Origin of the sequence: Streptomyces sp. GbtcB6, from assembly GCF_019091475.1 — a bacterium.
In the GTDB taxonomy this organism is placed as follows: Bacteria; Actinomycetota; Actinomycetes; order Streptomycetales; family Streptomycetaceae; genus Streptomyces; species Streptomyces hyaluromycini.
The window spans coordinates 326,537-350,402 of record NZ_JAGXJL010000006.1 but is presented as its reverse complement, the minus strand read 5'-3'; the positions used below and the strand labels follow the sequence as shown (position 1 = coordinate 350,402).

Sequence of the window (23,866 nt, the reverse complement as noted above, 5' to 3'; positions counted from 1 at the left end):
GGCGGGGTTCCGGTGCGGTGCCGGTGCGGTTCCTGAGCCCGGGCGGTGGTCACGGAACCTCCTCGGGTGCGAGCAGCCGCCCGTCGCGCATGCCGCGGCGGACGGTGAGCCGGGCGGCGACGGCCGGGTCGTGGGTGGTGACGACGAGTGCCGCGCCGGTGTGGTCGGCGGCCGTCAGCAGGGCGTCCAGGACACGGGCGCCGGTGGCGTGGTCGAGGCGGCCGGTGGGTTCGTCGGCCAGGATCAGGCGTGGCGCCTGGGCCAGGACCCGGGCGGCGGCCACCCGCTGGGCCTGGCCGCCGGAGATCTCCTCGGGGAGCCGGTCGGCCAGGTCGGCGGCGTCCACGAGGGCGAGTGCCGCGAGCGCGCACAGTCGCGCCTCGCCCTCCGGACGATCGGTGAGGACCAGGGGCAGAGCGGTGTTCTCCGCCACGTCCAGGGCAGGGATCAGGCTGTCGCCCTGGAACACCAGGCCGATGTCGTACGGCCCGAGCGCCCGGGTGACGGTGCCGCTGGTGGGCTGTTCGAGCCCGGCGAGCAGGTGCAGCAGCGAGCTCTTGCCCGACCCCGAGGGGCCGACGACCGCGAGCCGGTCCCCGGCCCGGATCTCCAGGTCGGCCCCGTGCACGGCCACGACCGCCTGAGCTCCCCGGCCGAAGGTCAGGGCCGCGTCCGCACAGCTGACAAGCACCTCATCCGACGGCATCGGGGGCCTCCTCGCGGTCCTGCCGCCGGGCCTCGGCGGCCTTCCCGTCCGTCAGGGTGATCACCCGGTCCGCGATGCGGACCGCTTCCCGGCTGTGCGTGACGATCAGCACCGCGCACCCCTCCGCGGCCCGCTCCCGCAGCATCGACAGGACCAACTGCTCGGTCTCGCCGTCCAGTTCACCGGTCGGTTCGTCGGCGAGCAGGACGGCGGGCGCGTTGGCCAGCGCGACGGCGAGCCCGGCCCGCGCCAGCTCTCCGCCGGACAGCTGGCGCGGCAGTGCGTGCGCCCGGTCGGCCAGCCCCACCCGGGCCAGCAGTTCCCCGGCCGGGACGCGGGCCCTGCGGCCCCGCGCCCGCTGGGGCAGGCGGACGTTGTCCCGCACGCTCAGGTGGGGCAGCAGGTTGCGGGTCTGCAGCAGGACGCCGATGTGCCGGGCCCGCAACCGGGCCCGCTCGGTCTCGGGCCGGTGGCTGATCCGTACGCCGTCGACGCGGACCTCGCCGCCGGAGGGCTCGTCGAGTCCGGCCAGGCACCCCAGCAGCGTCGACTTCCCGGCGCCGGACGGGCCCACGACCGCGACCGTCTCACCGCGCCGCACCCTCAGCGACACCCCGCGCAGCGCGAGTGTCTCCTCGTCCCCGGCCCGGTAGAAGCGGTACAGCTCGCGGGCCGTGAGGACGTCATGGGCGACGCCGCCCGTGTGTGTTCCGTCGGGCATGGTGCGCTCACCGCCAGGCGAAGGAGTCGCTGACGATGCGCCACGGGTCGACGTTGTCGGCCTTGACCGGCCCCGACAGGGTCAGGTCCACCTCGTGCCCCGCGCGGTAGAACGCGTACCGCTCGAAGGCGTCCCGCACCACCTTGCCGGTGACCGGGTCCTTCGCCGAGTCGCCCTGATAGGTCAGCAGGACCACGCGGCCGGCGTGCCGGGTCACCTCACTCACCTTGGGCGAGGCGAACTTCGCTACCTGGGAGCGGAGTTGGGGTACGACCGTGTTGGTGACCGAGCCGACCGTGGGCGCGCCCGAGGCGGAAACCGCGGTGATCCTCACGGTGTTGAGTTTGTCGGTGAACGCGGTGGTGCCGCCCTGGCCGGTACGGGCCCAGCCCTCGGGCACCTTCAGGGTGAAGCCGGTGAAGGAACCGCCGGCCGGCCGGTAGGAGACGTACACCTGGTTGTCGGGGATGTCACCGGGCGGGTTGGACTCGGTGGGCGCCGGCTTGTGCTGTCCGCTGACGGTGGCCGAACCGGACGCCGGGCCACCGGAGCCGGCGTGCGACCCGGAACCGGAACAGCCGGCGGTCACCGCCGCCACGAGGGTCAGCCCGACGACCGCGTACGTCCTTGGGTGTGCTGCCATGGCCACTGCCCTCCAGGGGAGCCTCGGACCGGACGGTCATGGCACCGACGCTAGGAAACGGCCGGTTAACGCCCCGCCCGCCGAGGGTTAGACGACGGCAAAAGCGTGTGGCGCGGCGCATCCGCCCAGGTGAGCGGCGCGCATGATGAGGGCATGAGACAGCGCGTGGTGCGAGTCGCCCTGACCGCCGCTCTGGTCGCCGTCGTCCTCCTCGCCGTCCCGCTGGCCCTGGCGATCAGGTCGTCCCTGTACGCCGACCAGCGCGACACCCTGGAACGGTCGGCGCTGGCCGGGGCCGTACGCGTGAGCCCGGACTTCGTGACCGGCGACCCGGTGGAACTGCCCGCACCCCCGGCCGGCGGGCGTCTGGGCCTGTACGACCCTCAGCTGCGACTGCGCGCGGGCAGCGGCCCACGGCCCGGTGACACCCCGGTCGGCCAGGCACTCGGCGGTGCGGCGGTACGGGGCCGCGCGGGCGCCGACCTGGTGGTGGCCGTGCCCGTCTCGCACGCCGAGAAGGTGATCGGCGTCGTACGGGCCTCGACCCCCGCAGCCGCCGTACGCAACCGGGTCGTCGCGGCCTGGACGCTGCTGCTCGGGGTGGCCGCGCTCGCGCTGACCGTCGCCGTCCTCGTCGCCCGCCGTCAGGCCCGCGCGCTGGCCGCGCCGCTGGAGGACCTCTCCCGCCACTGCCGGGCGGTGGCCGAGGGCGACCTGACCGCACGGGCCGCCCCGAGCAGCGTCGCCGAGATCGACCAGGTCGCCCGCACGCACAACGAGATGCTGCACAGCCTCTCCGAACTCCTGCGCCACGAACGGGACTTCACCGCCAACGCCTCCCACCAGCTGCGCACCCCGCTCACCGGCCTGCAACTCGCCCTGGAAGCGGGACTCGCCCAGGACGACGACGCCCGGCTGCGGCCCGTGCTGGCCGAGGCGCTGGCCACCACCGAGCGCCTGCACCACACGGTGGAGGAGGTGCTGCGCCTGTCCCGCTCCGGAGAGACGGCTCGCCCCGCCGCCGGGACGATCGCCGTAGGACAGCTGCTGCGGGAGACGGAGGAACGGTGGCACGGTCTCTTCGCCCAGGACGGCAGGCGCCTGGAGTGCGCCGGCCAGGACGTGCCGGCCGACGTCCGCGTTCCGGGCGCGTCCGTGTCGGAAGTGCTGGGCGTCCTGCTGGACAACGCCCGGGTGCACGGGCGTGGCACGGTCCGCGTGGCGGTGCGGGACCTGGCGGACGCCCTCGCCTTCGACGTGAGCGACGAGGGCGCCGTGACGGGCGAGCCGTCCCGGCTCTTCGACCGCGGCCGCACCGGCGACGGGGAGGGAACGGGCATCGGCCTGGCCCTCGCCCGTGACCTGGCCGTCTCGCTCGGCGGCAGGCTCTCCCTGACCAGCCGGCACCCGGCCACGTTCACCCTGCTCCTGCCCGTCGGCCAGGACGAGACACCGACTGCGCCGTCCTCTCGCTGAACGGTTTCACGCAAACCGCTTACCGACTACAGCCTTGTAGACGTCAGATGAACTGTAGATGATCGAGCAGGGGCGTCCATTCGTCCCCGCCCTGAACGGTGGATGCGCGCATCCCGTGCCCGGGGCGGTCGGGCGAACCTCCGACTCGGCACATGTGGGTGCCGCCCGACGGAGGCGAGACAGAGGAGGCAGTCCTTGACTGACACCCATCGTGGCGGAATGGGCGTCGAGATCCGCCGTCGCACCGCGACGCACCTGGCGGCACCGCCCCCGACCCGGGCCCCAGCCCTCGCTGCCCCGGATGCCGGGCCCCAGCAGTGGCACCGAGGCATGACCCTGGTGGCCACGATCAGCCTGTTCATCGGCACGCGCGCCGCCTGGACCACCGCGATGGCGTCGAGCCCGCCGGTCGCCGCCGTCATCTCCGTCTGCTACGCCGCCATCCTCGTCTGCGCCGTCCTCAGCCTCCTCGTACGCGGCCGACGGGCGCTGATCAGGGTCGACGCGGCCGTACTGGTCACCGCCGTCGCCCTGGTGATCTGCGGCTACCTGCTCGACCACGCGGGCACGGACGAAGCCGCACTGACCTCCCAGGCCGCGAACCAGATCCTGCACGGCCGTCCGGTCTACGGCCAACCGTGGCCCTGGTTGTTCGCCACGCACGGTGTCGGGATCACCAAGACCATGTCCGGCGGCGCCGACTACACGTACGGCTATCCGCCGCTGACCGCCCTGCTCGCCGCACCGGTGCACGCCGTCCTCCAATCGACGGCAGCCGCCACCCTGATCCCCACCGTCGCGCTGCTGGCCTCCTCGGTCCTGCTGTGGTTCCTGCTGCCGGCGCCCTGGCGATCCGCCGGCACGGCCGTGTGCCTCGGCTTCGGTCTCCTGCCCCACTACGCCTACGCCGGCTATCCGGCCGTCACGGCCCTCGCGCTGCTCATCCCCGTCGTGGTCCGCTGGCCCAGCACGGGCGAGGGCGGCCGCCTCGACTTCGGGGGCGTACTGCGGGCGGCCTGTCTGGGCGCCGCCTGCGCCGCCCAGCAACTCGCCTGGTTCCTCGCCCCGTTCCTCCTGATCGGCCTGTACGCCGTCCGGCGCGGCGAACTCGGCCCCCGGCGCGCCCTGGCGGTCACCGCCCGCTACACGGCCACAGCCGCCCTCACCTGGTCCGCCGTCAACGCGTATTTCGCCGTCGAGGACTTCCCGGCCTGGCTGAACGGAATCCTGCTGCCCCTGGAGCAGAAGGCGATCCTGCACGGTCAGGGCGTGATGGGCATCTCCTACTACTTCACCGACGGCAGCAGCCGCCTCGACTACTACTCCTACGGCAGCCAGCTGCTCCTGCTCGGCCTGCTCGCGGCCACGCTGCTGTTCGTCCGACGGCTGGGCCCGGCCCTCACCGTCCTCCCGTGGGGCGTCTTCTACCTGGCCACGCGTTCCCAGGACGGCTACTTCCTGATGATGACCCCGCTGTGGCTGGCGGCCGCCGCCACCGTCCCGGCCGCCGCGTTCGCCACCGCCTGGCAGCCGCGCCTGCCCCGCCTCACCGGCCGTCGCGCCAAGGCCGTCGTCGCGGCCGGGCTGCTCGCTCCCGCTCTCGCGTGCGTCGTGATCGCCGCCGCGAGCCCGCCGCCTCTGCGCATGAGCCTCGCGCCGCACTTCGCCAGGCACGGGTCCCGTGTCGGTGTCACCACCATCGACGTCCGGGCCGTCAACACCACCGGTACGGCGCTTGAGCCGCACTTCGCGAGCCGTACCGGCCAGGGCGCCTCCAACTGGTGGACGATCGCCTCGGGTCCCACCGTGCTGGCCCCGCACGCCTCCGCGGAGTACCGAGTGGAACCCGAGGGGGGTTTCCGCGCGATGCCCGGTGGCCACGGGCCGGGGAGCTATCTCATCGCCGTCACCGGCACGCCGATGACGATCACCTCCGCCCACATCCCGGCCGCCACTTCCGCCGTCCGGTAAGGCGGTCATGCGTCTCCGCCCGAGACGGTCCCGGTGACCGGCCGGTCGTCTGCCGCGCTGCTGTCGCGCAGTGGTGGCGTCCTGCGATGGGCCGCCGAGTGGGGCCGGGCGCGGGCCGCAGGCACGGGCCGCAGCCTGACGACGGCGTCCAGGCCGCCATCTGACGACGCGTTCAGGGCGACGTCTCCACCGCCGGCCTGGGTGAGCCGCTGGACCATGGAAAGGCCCAGGCCGGTGCCGTCGTGGCGGGCGTCGGCGGCACGCCAGAAGCGGTCGAAGGCCCGTTGCCGGTCGGTTTCGGTCATGCCGGGGCCCTGGTCGATCACATGCAGTTCGACCGTGCAGCCGTCGTCTGCCGTCGCGGTGGCGGTCGCCAGGGTGATCGTGGTGCCGGGCGGGGAGACGCTCAGCGCGTTGGACAGCAGGTTGTCGAGGATCTGTTCGAGTGCGCCCGCGACCGCCCACACCTGCCCGACTTTCGTGCCGGACACCGCAATGCCGACGCGCTGATCGCCGGCGAACGCTGTCCAGATGGCCGCGCGGTCGGCGACGACGGCGTCGAGGTCCACGATCTCCGGGGTGATCGCCGAGTTCTCCAGCCGGGCGAGGGCGAGCAGCCCCTGGACCATGCGGCTGAGACGGGCGACTTCGTCGATCGCGTCGCCGAGACTGTCCTGGGCGCAGGCGGCGAGGTGGGGCTCGAAGTTCTCCAGCCGCAGCCGCAGGGAGGTCAAGGGCGTCTTGAGCTGGTGGGATGCCTCGGAGGTGAAGGCTTGCTGGGCGTGCAGCAGGTGCTGGAGCCGGGTTGCCGTGCGGGTGAACGCGGCCGTCACCCGGCGTAGTTCGGGTGGTCCGCGGTCGGTGGCCGGAGGGTCGGTCAGGCGGCCGTCGGCAAGTTGCGTCGTGGCGCGTTCCAGAGCCCGCAGAGGGCGGGTGATCCAGCGGGCGAGCGCGAAACCGATCAGCGCGACCACCGTCAGCACGCCCAGGCCGACGACGCCGAGTGCGACCCAGGTGGCATGCACCTTCTCGGCGATCGGGGTCAGCGGGTAGAGGGTCCGGACGACGCAGGGGACAGTGTCGCCGGACCCGCCCGGCACGGTTGCGAACAGGACCTTGACGCCCGGGACGAGGTCGTCGCGGATCCCGGTGGCGGGCCGGTCGTGGAGGGCGGTGGCGATGTCCGGCTGGGAGGAGAGGTTCGTGCCCGCGGCGGTGGTGTCGGCGGAGTCGGTGAGGACCGTGCCGCCCCGGTCGGTGATCACCACACTGCTGCCGGTGCGCCGAGCGTAGTCGCGGGCGAATTCCGGCAGGTCCGACGCCCGCCCGTGTTCGAGTTTCTCCTCGCACACGGAGGCGAGCGTGACCGCGCCCAGCTCCGCGGTGTGGGAGAAGCGGTTCAGCTCGTTGCGGGCGTAGACGAAGCCGAAGGGAACTTCCAGGGCCAGCAGGACGAGCGCCATGAGGCTGAGGTAGCTGAGCAGCAGACGGCGCGTCATCGGACGCCGCTGCGGGGCTGATCCGGTGCGGCCGGGGCCGGGCCGGGACCTGCGGGCGGAACAAGACGGAACCCGATGCCGCGGATGTTCTCGATCCAGGAGGGGTCGCCCAGTTTGCGGCGCAGGGCGGCGATGTGCACATCGAGGGTCTTCGTGGGGCCGAAATAGTCCGGCTCCCACACCGTGTCGAGGATCTGCTGGCGGGAGAAGACGGCTCCGGGATCTTCGGCGAGACAGACGAGCAGCGAGAACTCCTTGGGAGCCAGGGCGATCGGCACCCGGCCCACGCGAACCTGACGGGTTCGGCGGTCCACGCTGAGGGGACCGATCTGCTGGGCGCCGGCCGCACCGGCCAGGTCCCGGCCGCCGGCGGCTCCTGTGACCGGATCGCCCGCGTCGCCGGGCACGGCCCGGGTCCGGCGGGCCACGGCCCGGATCCGCGCCACCAGCTCCCGGACACCGAACGGCTTCGACACGTAGTCGTCCGCGCCCAGTTCCAGACCGAGCACCCGGTCGGCCTCGGAATCCCGCGCGGTGATCATGATGATCGGGACCGCGGAGCGGGCTCGTAGCTCCCGGCAGACGTCGATGCCGTCCATGTCGGGGAGCCCCAGGTCCAGGAGCACCATCGCCGGCTCCGCGGCGGACAGGCCGTCGGCACCGGTTCGCGCGTGTTCCACGGTGAACCCGAAACGGCCCAGTCCCTCCAGCAGGGGCTCGGCCACCCGGTCGTCGTCCTCGATCAGCAGCAGATGCATGCCGACAGGCTCACAAACAGCAGCCCTGCCGCGTTGTACAACCGCCGCACTGTTCCCTCGTATCAGTGACCCTCCGGGTTTCTCGTGTGACGGCGGCACGCACGAGGTCGTCGATGGGCGCGCGCGGAATTCAGCCGGATGGCGCATTCGCAGACGAGGGCCGTGCCAGGACATCCAGTGTGTTGCCAGCTCCTGGTTAGGAGATGGTTAAGAAACAGAACACCGGGCTCGCCGTGATTCTGCGGAAGCGTGTGTTGCGGGCAGCCGGAAGTAGCCCATGACCTGTGGCTTGCCGCATGGCAGGCATGACTGCTCCCTGCTGTGGGCCCTGGCTGTGCGGCCGTCACAAGGTCGCGGCAACACTCATGCGCGACCCGGTTTTCCGGCGTCTCCGGGTTTTCGTCGCGGGGTTTTACGGAAACCACCTGTGTTTACGCTTGATTGGCGCTTACACGCCTTCCCGTAGTGTCCGATGGGCGGTCCGGTCCAGGTCCGCCGCGTGCTGGAAAAACCACTCGACTTCCGGGAATTCGCCATGCCCTCAGGTACCCCCGACACGACGATCGACGAACTGCGGCGGGTGCGCCCGGATCTGGCGGAGCCGTTCGCGGCAGCCTTCCCAGGAGCGCGGGCCACCGTCCTGGGGCGGCTGTGGGGCGCCCTCGCGCGGGAGCCGCTGCCCGGCGTGGCCGTCCGGCAGCGCGAGGCGGACACACTCGTCGTAACGCTGCGCAGCGGTGACCGGCTCACGGCGCCTGACGCGTGTGCCCAGCGGTTCGCCCGGACGCCCGAGGACTTCACCGTGTCGGGGCCCGCGGGGCCGGTTCGCGGGCCAGCGCAACTCCTCGCCCGGCTGGGCCTGTCCGGATCGGCCGTAGGCCGGCTCGCCGCCGAGCTGGACAACAGCGTCGTCAACCTCGCGCTGGCCCGCGCCGCGAATCCCGAAAGGCCGGGCACGCTGCGCGATTCGGCCGATGCGGAGCAGGCGGTGGTCGACGGTCACCCGCAGCACCCGTGCTGCCGTACCCGTACCGGCATGTCCGTCTCCGAGGTCCTGGCCTACGGGCCCGAACACCACCCGGTGGTCGAACTGGCCCTGCTGCCCGTCCCGGCCGACCGCTGGCAGAGCGCGGGCACCTGGCCGGCCGAGCTGCGGGACGGCGATACGTTCCTGGTTCCGGTCCACCCCTGGCAGCGGGACCACGTACTGGCGCGCCACCGCGACCTCGCCGTGACGGGGCGGACGATCCCGGCCCGGCCGCTGCTGTCGCTGCGTACGCTCGCACCGGTGGCCGACCTGCCCGGCTGTCACATCAAGACCGCCCTCGACGTGCAGGTCACCAACTATCGGAGGACCATCTCGCCGGCGGAGGTGGCCGACGGACCGGCCCTGTCGGATCTGGTCTCGGCCGTCGTCGACAAAGCCGGGTTCGGTGAGAACCTGCGGGCGCTCCGTGAGCTGGGCGGCGGCGCGGTCCGGGTGGGCGGGCGAGCGTCCGACAGCTTGTCCGCGATGCTCAGGGAGTCCACCGACTCCCACCTCGGCGACGGTGAGATCGCTGTCCCGCTGACGGCGGTGCACGCGACCGGCGCCGCCGTCGTGGCGGGTGATCCGGTGTGCTGGCTGCGGGACTTCGCCACGCTGGTACTGCCGCCCGCGTTGACCCTGCTGTCCATGGGAGTCGCGCTGGAGGCCCACGGCCAGAACACCCTGGTCGTCCTCCGGGACGGGAAGCCGGTACGCGTGCTCTACCGGGACCTGGACGGGGTCCGGGTCAGCCCGCGCAGGCTGGCCGCCTCGGGATTCACTCTGCCACCCCTGGCCGGCACCCGGGCGGGCGACGACATGGACGCGCTGCGCACCAAGCTGTTCGGCGCGCTTCTCAGCGGGGTCTTCAGCGAACTGGTCGACGTCCTCGCCCGCACCCGCGCCATCGACCCCGGGACGCTGTGGGAGACGGTGGCCGAGGCCGGCCGCCGGGCGTACGCCGAACTGCCGGACCACGGGGACCAGGCCGTCTTCTTCGGGGACACCCTGCCGTTGAAGGCCACCATCGCGATGCGCCTGGCCGACGACCCCGGCAAGGCCCTGTGGATTCCCGTCCCCAATCCCCTCACCCGGTACCGCCACTTCTGACGCACTGGAGCCACCCCATGACCACCTCCGCCATCGCGCCCGGCACCACCACCGCGGCACAGACCGATCAGCCGAACGAGACCGCCGACGCCGTCACCGCCCACACCCTGCTCAACTGCCTGGTCCGCGAGGTGTCCGCCCCCGAGCACCAGGTGACCGTCGACCACGACCACCTCCTGCTGCGCCTGCCGCACCGGGACCTTCTGCTGCGGGCCCGACTTCGCCGGGTCTCGATGATCGGCGCCCACCGCTTCCAGGGCCCCGTCCAAAGAGTCCACGACGACGTATGGGCCGCTGTCGACTGGCGGGAACTGGCCGGCTACGTCCAGGAGGAACTGGAACTGCGCACCGGCACGGCCAACGACGAGTTCCTGGACCAGGTCGCCGACAGCCACGAGACCATCCGCACCACCCTGGAACACCGCGCCCGTCCGGCACCGCAACCGGACCTCTACCTCGCTTCGGAGCAGGCGCTGGTGTTCGGACACCGCTTCCACCCCACGCCCAAGGCCCGCACCGGGGACCCCGCGGACTGGCTGGCGTACGGACCGGAGACCGGAGCCCGCATCCGCCTGCACCACCTGGCCGTACGCCGCGAACTGGTGCGGGAGGAAGGCGAGTCGGGCGAGCTGGACAGGCTGTTTCCGCCGGCGGACCCGGACTACGTGACGCTCCCGGTGCATCCCTGGCAGTTCCGGTTGTTGTGCGGTCACGAGGGGCTGCGCGCGGCGATGGCGGACGGCGCCGTCGTGGACGCGGGCGTCAGCGGGCCCGAATGGGTGCCCACCGCGTCGGTGCGTACGCTCTACCAGCCGGACGCGGACACCTTCCTGAAGTTCAGCCTGAACGTTCGTATCACCAACTGCCTGCGCAAGAACGCCAGTTACGAACTGTCGGGTGCCGTTGCCCTGAACCGGCTGGTCCAGCCCGTGATGACCCGGCTCGCCGACCGCTTCCCCGGCTGCGCGCTGCTCGCCGAGCCCGGCTACCGCACAGTCGCCGCCGGCGGCGACACCGACCTGGTCGAGGGTTTCGGCGTCATCGTGCGCTCCGGCCTGCGTCCCCACCTCCGTCCGGGCGTCACGCCGCTGCTCGCCGCCGCGATCGCGGACGAGTACCCCACCAGCCAGGCCCACGTCTCCCACCTGCTGGCCCGAGGGGACGGAGACCTCCTGGCCTGGTGGGAGGCGTATCTCGGGTTGCTGCTGCCACCCGTGCTGGCCGCGTACTTCGAACACGGCATCGTCCTGGAACCCCACCTGCAGAACGTCGTCGTCGGCGTGAGAGCGGACGGCATGCCCGCGCAGATGCTGTTCCGCGACCTGGAGGGCACCAAGCTCCTGCCCCGTCATCACGAGCGGTTTCTGTCCACTCTGCCGGAGGACGTCCGCGGGCCGTTGACCTACGACGCCGAACGCGGCTGGAACCGGGTCGCGTACTGCCTGCTGGTCAACCACGTCGCCGAGGTGCTCGGCGCCCTGGCCGACCTTCGGCCGGCGCTGGAACCCGCGCTGTGGGGCCTGGTCCGTGACCGCATCGACGCGTACGCCCGCAGCGCCGGCGAACCGCCCCGCCTGCGGGCCCTGCTCTCCGGCGTCCCGCTGCCCGCCAAGGCCAACCTCCTGCTGCGCTGGGCCCGCCAGGCCGACCGGCACGCCCACTACGTTCCCCTGCCCAGCCCGCTCGGCGCGGACTTCCCCCGCGAGGTGATGCTGTGAGGCCCGCACTTCTGCACCACGTCGGCCAGTTGGCCGACGACGACCTGCCCGCCTACCTCTACGACCTGCCGGGCCTGCGCGAGCACGTCCGCGCCGTCCGGGCCGCGCTGCCCCGCCGCGTCGAACTGCTGTATGCGGCGAAGGCCAACTCCGACCCCCGTCTGCTGCAGACCCTGGCGGAGCACGTCGACGGGTTCGAGGTCGCGTCCGGCGGCGAGATCCGCCACATCCGCGGCCTCCTTCCCGAAGCCCGGATCGCCTTCGGCGGCCCCGGCAAGACCCCGGTGGAACTGGCCGGGGCCCTGGACGCGGGCGTGGAGCGCCTGCATGTCGAGAGCGAACACGAGCTGCGCACGCTGACGACCGTGCTGGGCGACCGCACGGCCGACGTGCTGCTGCGCGTCAACGTACCCGTGATGCTCCGTTCGGTCTCCCTGGTCATGGGCGGCTGTCCCAGCCCTTTCGGTCTGGACCCCGCTCACCTGGACCGATGCCTGCAGATCATCACGGACGACGGCCGTATCCGGCTGCGCGGGCTGCACTTCCACGTGGCCAGCGGCCTCGACGCACGCGCTCACCTGGCCCTCGTCGCACAGGTCATGGCCTGGGCGGACCGCTGGGCGCACCAACAGGGGATCGCACTCGCCGAGGTCAACATCGGTGGCGGGATGGGCGTCGACTACACCCGTCCCGACGAGGTCTTCGACTGGGCCGCGTTCGGTGTCGGGCTGTGCCGGACGCTGGAGCGCCACCCCGGTGTCACGCTGCGGATCGAACCGGGTCGCTCGGTCACGGCCTACTGCGGCTGGTACGTCACTCAGGTCCTGGACATCAAACGCAGCCGCAGCCAGGCGTTCGCCGTCCTGCGCGGCGGTACCCACCACCTGCGCACACCGGCCGCGAAACAGCACGACCAGCCCTTCGAGGTCATCCCCGACCAGTCCTGGCACCACTCCTGGCACCGCCCGGAGGTCCGCGGCGAGCCGGTGACACTGGTCGGGCAGCTCTGCACACCCAAGGACGTCCTGGCCCGCCGCGTGATGGTCGACCGGCTGCGGATCGGCGACCGGATCGCGTTCGCCATGGCCGGTGCCTACGCGTGGAACATCTCCCACCACGCATTCCTCATGCACCCCCACCCGACCTTCCACCACATCGACGACCTGGACGCGCCCGTCGCGGACGCGTACGCGGGCCGGCCGACATGAGCCTGCAGTGCCGCCCGCCACGCGGAAGGGAGCACGGTTCGGCGCTCGCCGCCCTCACCGTCCGGGCCTTCCGCCGTTACCTGCTCGGCCAGCTGACCTCCAACATCGGCACCTGGATGCAGCGATCCGCCCAGGACCTACTGGTACTGCAGCTGACCGGCAACAGCGGCAGGGCGGTCGGCATCGTGACCGCACTGCAGTTCCTGCCCCAGACCCTGTTCGGCCTCACCGGGGGCGCCCTCGCCGACCGCTACCCCAGACGCCGGCTGCTGCTGATCACCCAGACCACCATGGCGGCGCAGTCACTGCTGCTCGGCGTCCTGACCGTCACCGGCACGGTGAGCCTGGCGTCCGTCTACGTCCTGGCCGCGGCCCTCGGCACCGCCACCGCCGTGGACAGTCCCGCCCGCAACGCCCTCATACCGGAACTGGTCGCCCGCGAGCACATGGCCGCCGCGGTCAGCCTGAACTCCGCCCAGTTCAACGTCGCCCGCATCCTCGGGCCCGCCGCTGCGGGCCTGACCGTGGCCGCCGTCGGTACCGGCCCGGTATTCCTGGTCAACGCGGTCTCCTACCTGGCAGTCCTGTACGGGCTGTCCACCATTCCGTCCGGTGAACTCCGCCACCCCGGCCGACGCCAACCCGGCGACAAGTGCCTGACCGACGCCTTCCGCCACATCGCCACCACTCCGGAACTACTCCTGCCGATCACGCTCATCGCCTTCGTCGGCACCTTCGGACTCAACTTCCAGGTCACCATCTCCCTCTTGGCCATCACCGTCTTCCACTCCGGAGCGGCGGCCTTCGGCTGCCTCTCCGCCGCCTATGCCGCGGGCAGCCTCGTGGGCGCGCTCCTCGCGGCCAACGGGAGGCAACCGCCCACCCCCCGACGTCTGATCACGGCCACGGTCGCCTTCGGCGTACTGGAGGCCGCGCTGGGCCTGATGCCCGGCTACGGCACGTTCATGGCCCTGCTGGTCCCCGTCGGCTTCGCCGCGGTGATCGTCACCACGACCGCCAACGCCCTGACACAGCTGCACGTCGACCCGCACCTGCGCGGGCGTGTTCTGTCCGTCTACTTCCTCGTGCTCCTGGGCGGCACCCCCATCGGCGCCCCCCTCGTCGGTGTCGTCTCCGACGCCTTCGGTCCCCGCTCCGCGCTGGTCCTCGGCGGTGTGATCTCAGCGGCTTCCGCGCTCGCTCTCAGTGCCCGGACCGCCAGGCGGCCCGGACCGGATCGGCGGCGAAAGGCGACAGGCCCGGCCGGCGCACCACTCGCCGAGGCACGCGACATATGGGCCGGCACCGCAGGCGAGACCCTGACCAGCCCGTCCCGGAGCCGAAGCAGCAGCAGCGGGCCGCGGCCAGGGTGAGGGCCACGGCGGGATCGACCGCGTACGAAAACTCCTGTGCACCGGTTCGCACACCTCTGCGATCATCCCCGGATGGCGCACAGTCTCGAATCGCTGGTCATCCGGCACACCCACCGCCTTTCCTCCCCCAAGGGCTCCGCCGGGGAAGGAGCCATCGCCGCACGGCAGTTCGACGCGGCGCTGGCGTCTGTGGGCTTCAAGCTCTCGGCGGAGCTGCTGGAGCGGCTGTCGGGGCTGTCCGAGGCCGCGGTCGTGGACACCGCCAGGCGGACGCTGCGCACCGTGAGCGAGATGGCGGGCGACCACGTCCGGCACAACTCGTACTTCATCGACTTCCCGGCGAACGTGCCGGACACCGAAGAGTTCTGGATGCAGTGCGTGGCGAAGGCGCTCGGCGACGAGAAGTCGCGCGAGAACGTGCTGACGCAGCTGAGGCACGGGGTGCTGAACCTGCTCAGCCTCCCCACCTACGGCCGGTACCAGCACACCTACGAGGACCTGCTCGCGGCGCAGGACGAACTGATCGCCTCGGCGGGCGACCGGGTCACCGTCCTGCATCTCGGCCGCGACCTGGACGACGAACTCACCGACCTGTACCTGGCCCTGGCCGGCAGCACGACCCCGCTGGGCGAGGACGACCTGCGCGACCTCAAGGCCCTCGCCGGGCGGTGCGCGCTCGGCCCCCAGCCGGAGGCGATCCCGGTCCGGGAGAACCGGGCGGTCGTCAACGAGGCCCGGCTCGGCGTCGGGGCGGACCTCCTCCTCGACACCGTCACCGATGTACTGCGACTGGCCTGCGCGCTGTCGGGCGGCGACGTGACGCTGCAGGAGCCGACCCGGTTCCGGGCGCTGTCGCGGCCGCTGCGCCGGGGACTGCTCGCGGGTCTGGACGCCGTGGTCGCGGCGAACCCCGCGAAGCTCGCCGATGTGCACGCGCACCGCGAGCCCTTCAAGCGGCTCGGCGAGCGCCTCCACCCGCACGAGTACCCGCGCTGGCCGCACGCCGCCGACGTGTTCGCGGTCGCGCGGGGCGAGAAGGAGGCACGGTCCTTCGACAGCCGGATCGAGCAGCTGCTCGACGCGTTCGACGTCCTCGGTGCGGTGAAGCTGCTGAAGTCCGCTCCCGGCAAGCTCTTCCGCGCCCTGGACCTCCTGCTGCGCATCGCCGCCGACCAGGAGGAACGGGACGCGGTGGTGGCCGCCGCGGTGCAGGTCGCTCCCGACGTCTCCGGCCGGGTCGTGCTCTCGGTGCGCGAGCATCTCCACAACCGGGCACGTGAGAGCGACGAACTCCGGGTCTTCGTCAACCGCCGGGGCCGCGCCTGGGTGACCCCCGACTTCCGGCCGCCGGTACCGGCCGCCGACCGCGACCGTCTGATCGCCGCCCTCGACGCCGAGATGCGCCGTCGGCTCCCGGTGCCGGACCGGCTGCTGCTCGACCCCGATGTCCTCGACGTGGCGCTTCCGCTCAGCGGCCGGGCAACCGCGGCCGGGCTCGGCGTACTGCCGCGCGGGTCGGTCTCCGCGGTCGACGGCGAACAGCTGCGCTTCTTCGTGTACTGGAAAGAGACCAAGGACCGGACCGACTACGACCTGTCGGCGCTGCTTCTCCACGCCGACTACAGCACCGACTCCTGGCTCTCCTACACGTCCCTCAAGGCCGTCGGGGGCGAGCATTCGGGCGACATCACCGAGGCGCCCGACGGGGCCTCGGAGTTCATCAACCTGTCCCTGGACCGGGTGCGCAGCACATTCGTCGTTCCGCAGGTCAACATCTACGCCGGCGAAGGCTTCGAGGAGGTCGAGGAGTCGTTCTTCGGCTTCATGCTGCGCGACGGTGAGCAGAAGGGCCGGCCGTTCGAGCCGCGCACCGTGCGGATGAAGTCGGAGCTGCGCGGGGTGGGCCGGGTGGCGCTGCCGCTGGTGTTCCAGCGGGGGGACGACGGCCGGTGGCGCGCGAAGTGGCTGCACCTGTACCTGAAGGGCATCTCGGCGGCCAACCGGGTCGAGGAGAACCAGGCGTCCGTGTCGACGGTGGTGCGTGCCATCGTGGAGCGCGAGCAGCTGACGGTGGGGTACCTGATCGACCTGATGTCCGGCGACACGACGACCGTGGACCTGTGGGACGGCGAGCCGGTCCCGGACGAGCCCGTGCTGTACATCGGCCTCGAACGCCCCGAGGGACTGCATCCGGACTCGCGGATCATCACCCCCGAAAATCTGCGCGACCTGATCCCGGGCTGAGTGCTAGCGTTTCCCACGGCGAGGCCATGAAGGGGCTTCCTTCTCACTTCCTGCAAAGAAACAAGTTCCTTCGCTTTCCTCGCCGTTGACCTCGACTGGGAGGCGCCCGCCCGGCGCCTCCCAGTTTTCGTGTGCGCCGGTACGGCGACAGCCGCGTGCTTCCCTCTCGGCAGGACGGGTCCTGACGCCGTCTCCGCCGCGGCATGCCTACGCGGCGCCCTGTGACGCGGAGAGCCAGGCGCGGTAGCGGCGCAGGGCCCGGCGCTGCCTGCGCTGCTCGGAGATGAGGGCGAGCGCCGGGTGGGTGCGGGGCGTGGTGCGGCTTCCGCGGGCGATGCGGCGCATCTGGTGGCGGACCTGTGCCATGCCGGCGGCCGAGGCGAGGGCCTTGTCGGACCACGTCACCGGCCGAAGCCGCGCGTCCGCCTCGCGCCCCTGGCGCCAGCGGTCGGGCAGGTCCGGGGTGACCGCGAGGGCCGTGCCCATCCCGGTGATCGCCACGCCACTGTCGAGGACCTTCTCGGCGGTGGCCCGCCGGGTGATGCCTCCGGTGAGCATCAGCGGCAGTGGGCTGGTCTTGACCAGGTCCTTCGCCAGATCGAGGAAGTACGCCTCGCGGGCCTGGGTACGTGTGTCGGCGGGGCGTCCCGCCATCGCCGGGCTCTCGTAGCTGCCGCCGGACAGTTCGACCAGGTCGACGCCGAGCGGTGCGAGCATCTCGATCACCTGGCGGGCGTCGTCGGCGTCGAACCCGCCACGCTGGAAGTCGGCGGAGTTCAGCTTCACCGCGACCGCGAAGGCCGGGGAGACGGCGGCGCGGACCGCGCGGACGACGTCCAGCAGCATCCGGGCCCGGTTCTCCAGCGATCCGCCCCACTGGTCGGTGCGCTTGTTGACCAGGGGGGACAGGAACTGCGACAGCAGGTAGCCGTGCGCGGCGTGGATCTCCACACCGTCGAAGCCCGCCTGCTCGGCGCGCCGGGCCGTGACCGCGTACCGGGTCACGGTGGCCTGGATCTGCTCGGGCGTCATGGCCACGGGGCGGCCGAAACGGCTGCTGTGCTTGCCCAGGTCGACGGCGACCGCGGACGGGCCCCACACGACGCCGGGCATGTCGGACCCGATCTGGCGGCCGGGGTGGTTGATCTGCATCCAGATCGCCCCGCCGCCGGCCTTGCCGGCCCTGGCCCACTCGATGAAGGGCTCCAGCGGCGCGGCCTCGTCGAGTACCACGCCGGCCGGACCGGTCAGCGCCTCGGCGTGAACCATGACGTTGCCGGTGATCAGCAGCCCGGTGCCGCCGGCGGCCCACCGCCGGTACAGCCCGAACAGCACCTTGTCCGGGAGCTGGCCGTGGCCGGCCATGTTCTCCTCCATGGCCGCCTTCGCGATCCGGTTGTTCAGCATCTGCCCGGAGGGCAGGGACAAGGGCGAGAACAGCTCGCTGGTCATCCGAGTTCCCCTCTCGATCTCGATCTCGATCACTTACGATGTGTGCACCGTTCACATTAGGGCGGCGATGTAAGCGACGTAAACATGGAGGGGTGTGACCTGTGTCGCAGGCGAGCGGCGCACATCACCACGCACCACGGCCATCTACGTGCCGCGCGGGAACTCCCGGAGGAGGGCGGCGGTACCGGGCCGTCCCGGAGGAACGTCTGGCCGGTGATCGAGAGCGGGGTGCAGTGACGCCTCCCCGCCAAGGAGGTGACCCCCGGTCAGTGGGTGCCGGGCTCCTCGTAGGGGATGCGGTTCAGGTGCAGGACCTCGCCCAGGGTGCCCCATTCGTCGGCGCCGAGTTTGGTGAGCGGAAGCAGCAGCTCGCTGCTGGGCCGGCCGTCGGCGAGGTAGTTCTCGTCGACGGCGGCATGCAGTACCCGCCCGAAGACGAGTGTGGAGTTGCCCATGCGCAGGGTGGTGTGTGAACGGCACTCCAGAACCACATGGGAGGCGGCGACTCTGGAGGGACGCACGCACTTGCTGGGCTCGCGATCGATGCCCGCGGTGTCGAATTCGCTCACCGAACGGGGGAAGTCGGTGGCGGTCGCGTTGATCAGCCGCAGCAGCGGTTCGGACGAGAAGTTGACGACGAACTCCCCGGTGTCCTCGACGTTGCGCAGGGAGTCCTTCCGGCCGATCGAGGTGAACTGGACGATCGGGGGATCGGTGCTGGCGATGCTGAAGAAGGAGTGCGGGGCCAGGTTCTCGGTACGTCCGTCGGGTGTGATCGTGGAGACCCAGGCGATCGGCCGTGGAATGACGACCGATGTCAGGAACCTGTAGAAATCCGCGCTGCTCATCGCCTCGGGGTCGTATTCCGCACGCATGGTGGCCTCTCAGGTGCTGTTGCGGCCGAGGCTCGCGCCGCCGTCGACGCGGCGGATCCGGCCGGTGACGAAGCCCGCGATCCCAGGATCCATGCTTCTCGGCCGTGTGACATCCGCGCTTGAGCCACCTGCCTGCCTGCCGGGCGCGGCCGGTCGGACCGGTGATTCACACCGTCGGTTCAGCCGGTCCGTGGGGGAGCGGGCAGCCCCCGGCTCACCAGGTCCACGGCCTCGGACACCAGGGCGACCACCTCCGGGCCGGAGTCCGGCTGCCAGCAGCTGATGGCGGCCTGCAGTGCCGCGAAGACCGCGGCCGCGGTCGTCCGTACATAGAGGTGGTACTCCGGCAGGCCGGTGCGTGCCGCCACCGCCCTCGTCACCGCGTCCTCCACGGTGCGATTGGTCAGCATGATCCGTGGCAGCAGCTCGGGACGCTCACGCAGCAGCAGCACGCGTTCCAGCCAGATCCTGCCGGTGGCGAGCTCGCTCAGCCGCTCCACGAACACGGCCCTGATCGCCTCCGGCGGGGTCTCCTCCGGAGGGCGGGCGGTGATCCGCGCCTCGATCAGCGCGGGTGCCCCCTCCTCCAGCACGAAGGCGGCCTCGTCCTTGGTGGCGAAGTAGTTGAAGAAGGTGCGAGGGGAGACTCCGGCCTCGGCGCAGATGCTCTCCACCGTGACGGCTTCGGGGCCATGGCGGCGGAAGAGGGCCACCGCGGCGCTCTGCAGTGCTCGGTGCGTCGCTCGCTTCTTGCGTTCGCGCAGCCCGTCGGGGCGGTCGCTCGCCATGTGCTCGTTGCTCTCCATCTGCTCGTCGGACCCCTGGGAGCCGGCGGCCCAACAATTGCTACAGTACTGCAAAAATGCAGTACTGCAAGTATCTATTACGATGACCGCTCTCAGTCGTACGCCGGACGGGACCCGCTCCGGTCGTCCCCGGCGAATTGGAGTTCCCGTGGCGGAACGGACGGAACGATCCAGGGGCCAGTCCGTGGCCATGACCCTGGCCGAAGCCCTGTGGTTCCCGGTGTCCCTGTTCCTGGGCATGCTGTTCTTCTTCGCGCCCGCTCTGCACGCACCGCAGCCGCACCATGTGAAGGTCGCGGTGGCCGAGTCGGCGGTGGCCCGGCGGGTCGACGGCGCGCTGGGCACCAGGGTGCCCGGCGGGTTCGACGTCACCGCGGTCGCCGACGGCCGGGCGGCTCGGCAGTCGGTGCTCGACCGGGACACGGTGGCGGGTTTCCGCGAAGAACGGGGGCACGCGGTGCTGTACGTGGCGAAGGCCAACGGCGCCTCCCTGGAGCAGACCCTGACCCAGGTGTTCACCCAGGTCGCCGCCGAGAGCCACCGGCACCTGACCGTCACCGACGTGGCGCCCACCGAACGGAAGGACGAGCTGGGCACCACCCTGCTGTACTTCTCACTGGCCTGGAGCATCCCGGCCTACGTGCTGGCGACCACGCTGCTGCGTGCGGTGACCTTCAGCCGGCGCAGGAAGCTCCTCACCATCGCCGGTGTGGCCGCCGGGTACAGCGTCATCGGCTTCTATGCCGGCGTGTGGCTGGGCTACCTGCCCGACAAGCCGTCGGCCATGGGGGTGTCCTTCCTGCTCACCACGGCGGTGGCGACGGCCGCCTCGGGGCTCGCCCCGTTCGTCCGGCAGTTCTTCCCGGCCGTGGCCATGGGCCTGTTCATCGTGATGAGCATCCCGACCAGCGGCGGCGCCGTGCCCGCGTCGATGCTGCCGATGTTCTTCCAGCACGTCCGGGAGGCGATGCCGCTGGCCAACGGCCTGGACGCGCTGCGCGGCGTCCTCTACTTCGACGGCGCCGGAGTGCTCAAGCCGGTCCTGGTGCTGTGTGCCTGGTTCGCGGGCGGCGTCGCCCTGCTCGGGCTCGACCTCCGGCTGCACAGGCGCAGGGCCGGGGCGCAGGCCGCGCGGGCCGGCGAGGTGGACGACGGCGACGGGCAGGGTGAGCTCGTCGGGGAACCCCCGGTCGAGGACCCGGCGCTGGAGACGCCCAGGCCGGCGGCGCTCCCGGTGCACGCGCACCACTTCGGGGAGCAGGTGCCGGTGCTCACCGGCCGGGTCCAGGATCGCGAGGGCCGCCCGGTCCGCGGCGCCGCGGTCACCGTCATCGACGCGCGGGGACGTCAGCTCGTGCGCAGCGTGACCGGCGAGACCGGTGAGTACGCCGCGACCGGACTTCCCGAGGGGTACCTCAGCATCGTGGTCTCGGCACCCGGACTGCATCCGATGGTGCATCAGACGCTGCTGCAGAACGGGATGACGGCGCGGGCCGACTTCGCCCTGCACAGCATGGCGCAAGGACGCCACGCCAGACCGGTGCAGGTGATCGGCCCGTCGGTGTGACGGAGCAGCGCGGCCGGCCCGCGGTCGTTCCGCGGGGTGCCGTCCGGTGCGACCCGCCTTCGGGACACCACGGGGCGGAGCGTGGCCGTATCGGTTGCCGGGCGTGGGGTCAGGGCGGTCTTCCGGGGCGTCCGCCGGGCTCTTCCTCCTCGTCTTCCGTCTCGGCGTCGTCGGGGGGCATCGCGGGGTAGCCGCCTGCGGCGATCCTGGCCACCATCGCGGCGAGCTGCCCGCAGGCTCGCGCGATCTCCCGCTGCGTCTCGTTGCGCTCGCTGACGGCCGCTGCGACGAGCAGTGCGGTGAGTGCGGAGGAACCGTTGAACGCCTGCAGGGTGATCATGTCGGTGAGGAGGTCGTGACCGGCGAACGGACCGGCCCCCCGGGCGGCCGCGACGACCGCGAAGGTCGACACGGCCAGGGCGCAGGGCGCCGCCCCGGCCAGTTGGAAGCGGAAGGCCGCCCAGATCAGCAACGGGAAGCCGAGGAACATGAGGGGCGTGCTGCCGGTCTCGAGAAGGCCGACGCCGTACGTGGCCGCGAGGAGCAGCAGCGCCTCCGCCCAACGGGAAGCCGGAACGCCCTTCGGCAGGCGTGCCGAGCGCAGCGCGAGCAGGACCGGCGTCACCACCAGTACGCCCATCGCATCGCCGGTCCACCAGACCGACCAGGTGGGCCAGAACCGGTCCGCGGTCAGTGCACCGGCGAGGGCCAGGGTCGCGCTGCCTGTCGTCGAGCTGACCAGCATCCCGGTGAACGCACCGAGAAAGATCAGGGCGAGCGCGTCCCGCAGCCGGTCCAGTTCGATACGGAATCCCGTACGGCGGAGCAGTACGTACGAGCAGACGGGCGCCAGGGTGTTTCCCGCCGCGATCCCGAGTACGGCCCAGACCGACGGTCCGAGGGAGACGTTGACCAGGAGCGCGCCGAGCGCGATCCCCGGCCAGACCCGCGGGCCGCGCAGGAGCAGGCCCGCCAGGGCGATGCCGGTCGGCGGCCACAGCGGCGTGACCTGGCCGCGCACCAGTTGCTCGCGGAGCCCCAGCTTCGCCGAGCCGTAGTACAGCGCCGCGACGACGAGGATGTCCAGGGCGGCCACACCGCCGCGCCGGAGCCGTTCACGCCGCGCGACAGCCATCGGGCGACCTCCGCATCGACATCGCCCCGAGATCCATCATCCGCCGGATCCCTCCGATCCTCCATGGCACCGCTGAGCTGGACGTTCGGCGGCGCCGTCGGGTCAGGCGCACGGGGTGCGCAGGGCGAGCACGGCCATGTCGTCGTGGCCGTCGCTCGGATGGTGGTCGGCCAGGGCCCGGACGAACTCCGGCAGGGGCAGATCGGCGTACGCGGTGGCGAGACCGGTGAGGTCGTCGAGGCTCGCGTCGATGGGCCGGTCCGGGCGCTCGATCAGCCCGTCCGTGAAGAAGACCAGCGTGGCGCCCGGCGGCACGAAGCGGGAGTGGTCGGGACGGGGTTGCTCGGAGTCGACCCCGAGGGGCAGCCCGGGCTCGACGAACAGGTACTCCGCCCGGCGCCCAGGGGTGATGAGCAGTGGCGGGACGTGCCCCGCGCTGCTCCACCGGAGCCGCCAGCCCGGCCCGTCCGGCTCGATGCGTGCCAGGGTCGTGGTGGTGACGGGATTGTCCGTGATGGCCTGCAGAGTGCGGTCGAGCTGGGCGAGCACCGCACCGGGCGGCCCGCCCCCTTCGAACAGCAGCGCGCGCAGCATGTTGCGGATGGAGGCCATGGCGGCCGCGGCCCTGAGATCGTGGCCGACCACGTCGCCGATGACGACCGCGACGACGTTGCCGGGCAGGGGGATCGCGTCGTACCAGTCCCCGCCGAGCCGGCTGGGCTCGGCGGCGGGCCGGTAGACGGCGGCGGCGGTGAAAGGCCGGAGGTCGGGCAGCTTGGGCAGCAGCAGACGCTGGAACTGCTCGGCTCCGATGCGCACCCGTTCGAACAGGCGGACGTTCTCGATCGCGATGCCGGCCGCCCCGGCCAGGGCGACGACGACGCTCTCGTCGTGGGCGTCGAAGGGTCGTCCGTCGCGCCGCTCGGAGAGGTAGAGGTCACCGTAGACCTCACCGCGGACGCTGATGGCGACGCCGAGCAGGGTGTGCAGACGCGGGTGGCCGGGCGGGAATCCGACGGACGACGGATGGGCCGTGATGCGTTCGACCCGCAGGGGCTCGGGGTGGCGGATCAGGTGCCCGAGGACCCCCAGACCGCGAGGGAATTCGGTCCCGGCCAGGTCGGCGTGTTCCTGTTCGGACAGACCGGCGGAGATGAACTGCTCCAGGTGGTCTCCCGACTCGGCGAGTACTCCCAGTGCCCCGTAGCGGGCGCCCACCAGGTCCATGGCGGTGGTCACGATACGGTCCAGCACCGCGGGCAGTTCGACCTCCCGGCTGATGGCCACCACCGCGTCCAGCAGGCCCTGCAGCCGGTCCATGGCGGTCAGCAGGGCGTGCAACTGGTCGTCGATCCGGCCCAGCTCGGAGCGCAGGCGCAGGTGCAGGTCGGGGAGGTGAGGCTCCCTCTCGGGTCTCCCTTCCCCGGTTCCTGACATCACGGGTGTCCGGTGGCGGAAGGTCCGGTCGCGGTCACCTTCGGCCGACGATCGTCGTTCGGCATCGACGTCGTCGGGTCCGCCCATGCGATCGAGCGGTGCATTCCGGCCTCCTGGCGCGTCCCTGCGCCACCGTTCCA

18 protein-coding genes are annotated in these 23,866 nt (G+C 71.8%); 8 read left to right on the top strand and 10 right to left on the bottom strand.

The window, feature by feature from the left end:
• Window positions 1–49: 49 nt before the first annotated feature.
• The 3 genes from KVT45_RS13840 to KVT45_RS13830 are packed head-to-tail and all read right to left on the bottom strand — an operon-like array spanning window position 50 to window position 2,070.
• Window positions 50–706 carry an ABC transporter ATP-binding protein gene (locus tag KVT45_RS13840; RefSeq protein WP_217547341.1) on the bottom strand — a complete coding sequence of 219 codons (657 nt, stop codon included), beginning with the start codon at window positions 704–706 and terminating at the stop codon, window positions 50–52.
• Window positions 693–1,427 (bottom strand): ABC transporter ATP-binding protein, encoded by a 735-nt coding sequence (locus tag KVT45_RS13835; protein WP_217547339.1) that lies wholly within the window; start codon window positions 1,425–1,427, stop codon window positions 693–695. Before KVT45_RS13835 ends, KVT45_RS13840 begins: the two co-directional genes overlap by 14 nt.
• Window positions 1,428–1,434: 7 nt before the next feature.
• Window positions 1,435–2,070 (bottom strand): hypothetical protein, encoded by a 636-nt coding sequence (locus KVT45_RS13830; RefSeq protein ID WP_217547338.1) that lies wholly within the window; start codon window positions 2,068–2,070, stop codon window positions 1,435–1,437.
• Window positions 2,071–2,223: 153 nt separating this feature from the next.
• Between KVT45_RS13830 and KVT45_RS13825 the strand changes: the two genes are divergently transcribed.
• Both KVT45_RS13825 and KVT45_RS13820 read left to right on the top strand, forming a co-directional pair.
• Window positions 2,224–3,546, top strand: coding sequence for a HAMP domain-containing sensor histidine kinase (locus KVT45_RS13825; RefSeq protein ID WP_217547336.1), 1,323 nt, complete (start codon window positions 2,224–2,226; stop codon window positions 3,544–3,546).
• Between the two features lie 195 nt (window positions 3,547–3,741).
• Complete coding sequence (locus KVT45_RS13820) at window positions 3,742–5,517, top strand: hypothetical protein (RefSeq protein WP_217547334.1); 1,776 nt, start codon at window positions 3,742–3,744, stop codon at window positions 5,515–5,517.
• A 5-nt stretch (window positions 5,518–5,522) separates the two neighbouring features.
• On the opposite strand, the gene KVT45_RS13815 is transcribed toward KVT45_RS13820, so the two are convergent.
• Both KVT45_RS13815 and KVT45_RS13810 read right to left on the bottom strand, forming a co-directional pair.
• Complete coding sequence (locus KVT45_RS13815; RefSeq protein ID WP_217547333.1) at window positions 5,523–7,016, bottom strand: HAMP domain-containing sensor histidine kinase; 1,494 nt, start codon at window positions 7,014–7,016, stop codon at window positions 5,523–5,525.
• Entirely contained in the window at window positions 7,013–7,774 is a 762-nt protein-coding gene (locus KVT45_RS13810) for a response regulator transcription factor (protein WP_217547331.1), read from the bottom strand. Before KVT45_RS13810 ends, KVT45_RS13815 begins: the two co-directional genes overlap by 4 nt.
• A 535-nt stretch (window positions 7,775–8,309) precedes the next feature.
• On the opposite strand from KVT45_RS13810, the gene KVT45_RS13805 reads away from it, so the two are divergent.
• The 5 genes from KVT45_RS13805 to KVT45_RS13785 all read left to right on the top strand — a co-directional run bounded on the left by KVT45_RS13805 (window position 8,310) and on the right by KVT45_RS13785 (window position 16,454).
• Window positions 8,310–9,911 carry an IucA/IucC family siderophore biosynthesis protein gene (locus KVT45_RS13805; RefSeq protein ID WP_217547329.1) on the top strand — a complete coding sequence of 534 codons (1,602 nt, stop codon included), beginning with the start codon at window positions 8,310–8,312 and terminating at the stop codon, window positions 9,909–9,911.
• 17 nt (window positions 9,912–9,928) lie between these two features.
• Entirely contained in the window at window positions 9,929–11,629 is a 1,701-nt protein-coding gene (locus KVT45_RS13800) for an IucA/IucC family siderophore biosynthesis protein (RefSeq protein WP_217547328.1), read from the top strand.
• On the top strand, window positions 11,626–12,837 hold the full coding sequence (locus KVT45_RS13795; protein ID WP_217547326.1) for a type III PLP-dependent enzyme: 1,212 nt from the start codon (window positions 11,626–11,628) through the stop codon (window positions 12,835–12,837). Before KVT45_RS13800 ends, KVT45_RS13795 begins: the two co-directional genes overlap by 4 nt.
• The gene (locus KVT45_RS13790) at window positions 12,834–14,210 is read left to right on the top strand and encodes an MFS transporter (protein ID WP_217547324.1); all 1,377 of its coding nucleotides are present in this window, start codon (window positions 12,834–12,836) and stop codon (window positions 14,208–14,210) included. The genes KVT45_RS13795 and KVT45_RS13790 overlap by 4 nt, the downstream gene beginning before the upstream one ends.
• A 72-nt stretch (window positions 14,211–14,282) precedes the next feature.
• A complete protein-coding gene (locus KVT45_RS13785; RefSeq protein ID WP_217547322.1) occupies window positions 14,283–16,454 on the top strand; it encodes a TerD family protein in 2,172 nt (723 codons plus the stop codon).
• Window positions 16,455–16,661: 207 nt separating this feature from the next.
• Here the strand turns inward: KVT45_RS13785 and KVT45_RS13780 are convergent, their stop codons facing one another.
• From KVT45_RS13780 to KVT45_RS13770, 3 genes are all read right to left on the bottom strand, one after another.
• Complete coding sequence (locus tag KVT45_RS13780; RefSeq protein ID WP_217547321.1) at window positions 16,662–17,906, bottom strand: NADH:flavin oxidoreductase/NADH oxidase family protein; 1,245 nt, start codon at window positions 17,904–17,906, stop codon at window positions 16,662–16,664.
• Between the two features lie 266 nt (window positions 17,907–18,172).
• Window positions 18,173–18,781, bottom strand: coding sequence for a flavin reductase family protein (locus KVT45_RS13775; RefSeq protein ID WP_217547319.1), 609 nt, complete (start codon window positions 18,779–18,781; stop codon window positions 18,173–18,175).
• A gap of 179 nt (window positions 18,782–18,960) precedes the next feature.
• Window positions 18,961–19,587: a TetR/AcrR family transcriptional regulator gene (locus KVT45_RS13770; protein ID WP_217547317.1), complete on the bottom strand. Its 627-nt coding sequence runs from the start codon at window positions 19,585–19,587 to the stop codon at window positions 18,961–18,963.
• 190 nt (window positions 19,588–19,777) lie between these two features.
• Between KVT45_RS13770 and KVT45_RS13765 the strand changes: the two genes are divergently transcribed.
• The gene (locus KVT45_RS13765) at window positions 19,778–21,154 is read left to right on the top strand and encodes a carboxypeptidase regulatory-like domain-containing protein (protein ID WP_254646761.1); all 1,377 of its coding nucleotides are present in this window, start codon (window positions 19,778–19,780) and stop codon (window positions 21,152–21,154) included.
• Window positions 21,155–21,263: 109 nt separating this feature from the next.
• On the opposite strand, the gene KVT45_RS13760 is transcribed toward KVT45_RS13765, so the two are convergent.
• Both KVT45_RS13760 and KVT45_RS13755 read right to left on the bottom strand, forming a co-directional pair.
• Complete coding sequence (locus tag KVT45_RS13760) at window positions 21,264–22,289, bottom strand: MASE1 domain-containing protein (protein WP_217547314.1); 1,026 nt, start codon at window positions 22,287–22,289, stop codon at window positions 21,264–21,266.
• A gap of 102 nt (window positions 22,290–22,391) precedes the next feature.
• Window positions 22,392–23,726: a PP2C family protein-serine/threonine phosphatase gene (locus KVT45_RS13755; RefSeq protein ID WP_217547313.1), complete on the bottom strand. Its 1,335-nt coding sequence runs from the start codon at window positions 23,724–23,726 to the stop codon at window positions 22,392–22,394.
• Window positions 23,727–23,866: the final 140 nt, after the last annotated feature.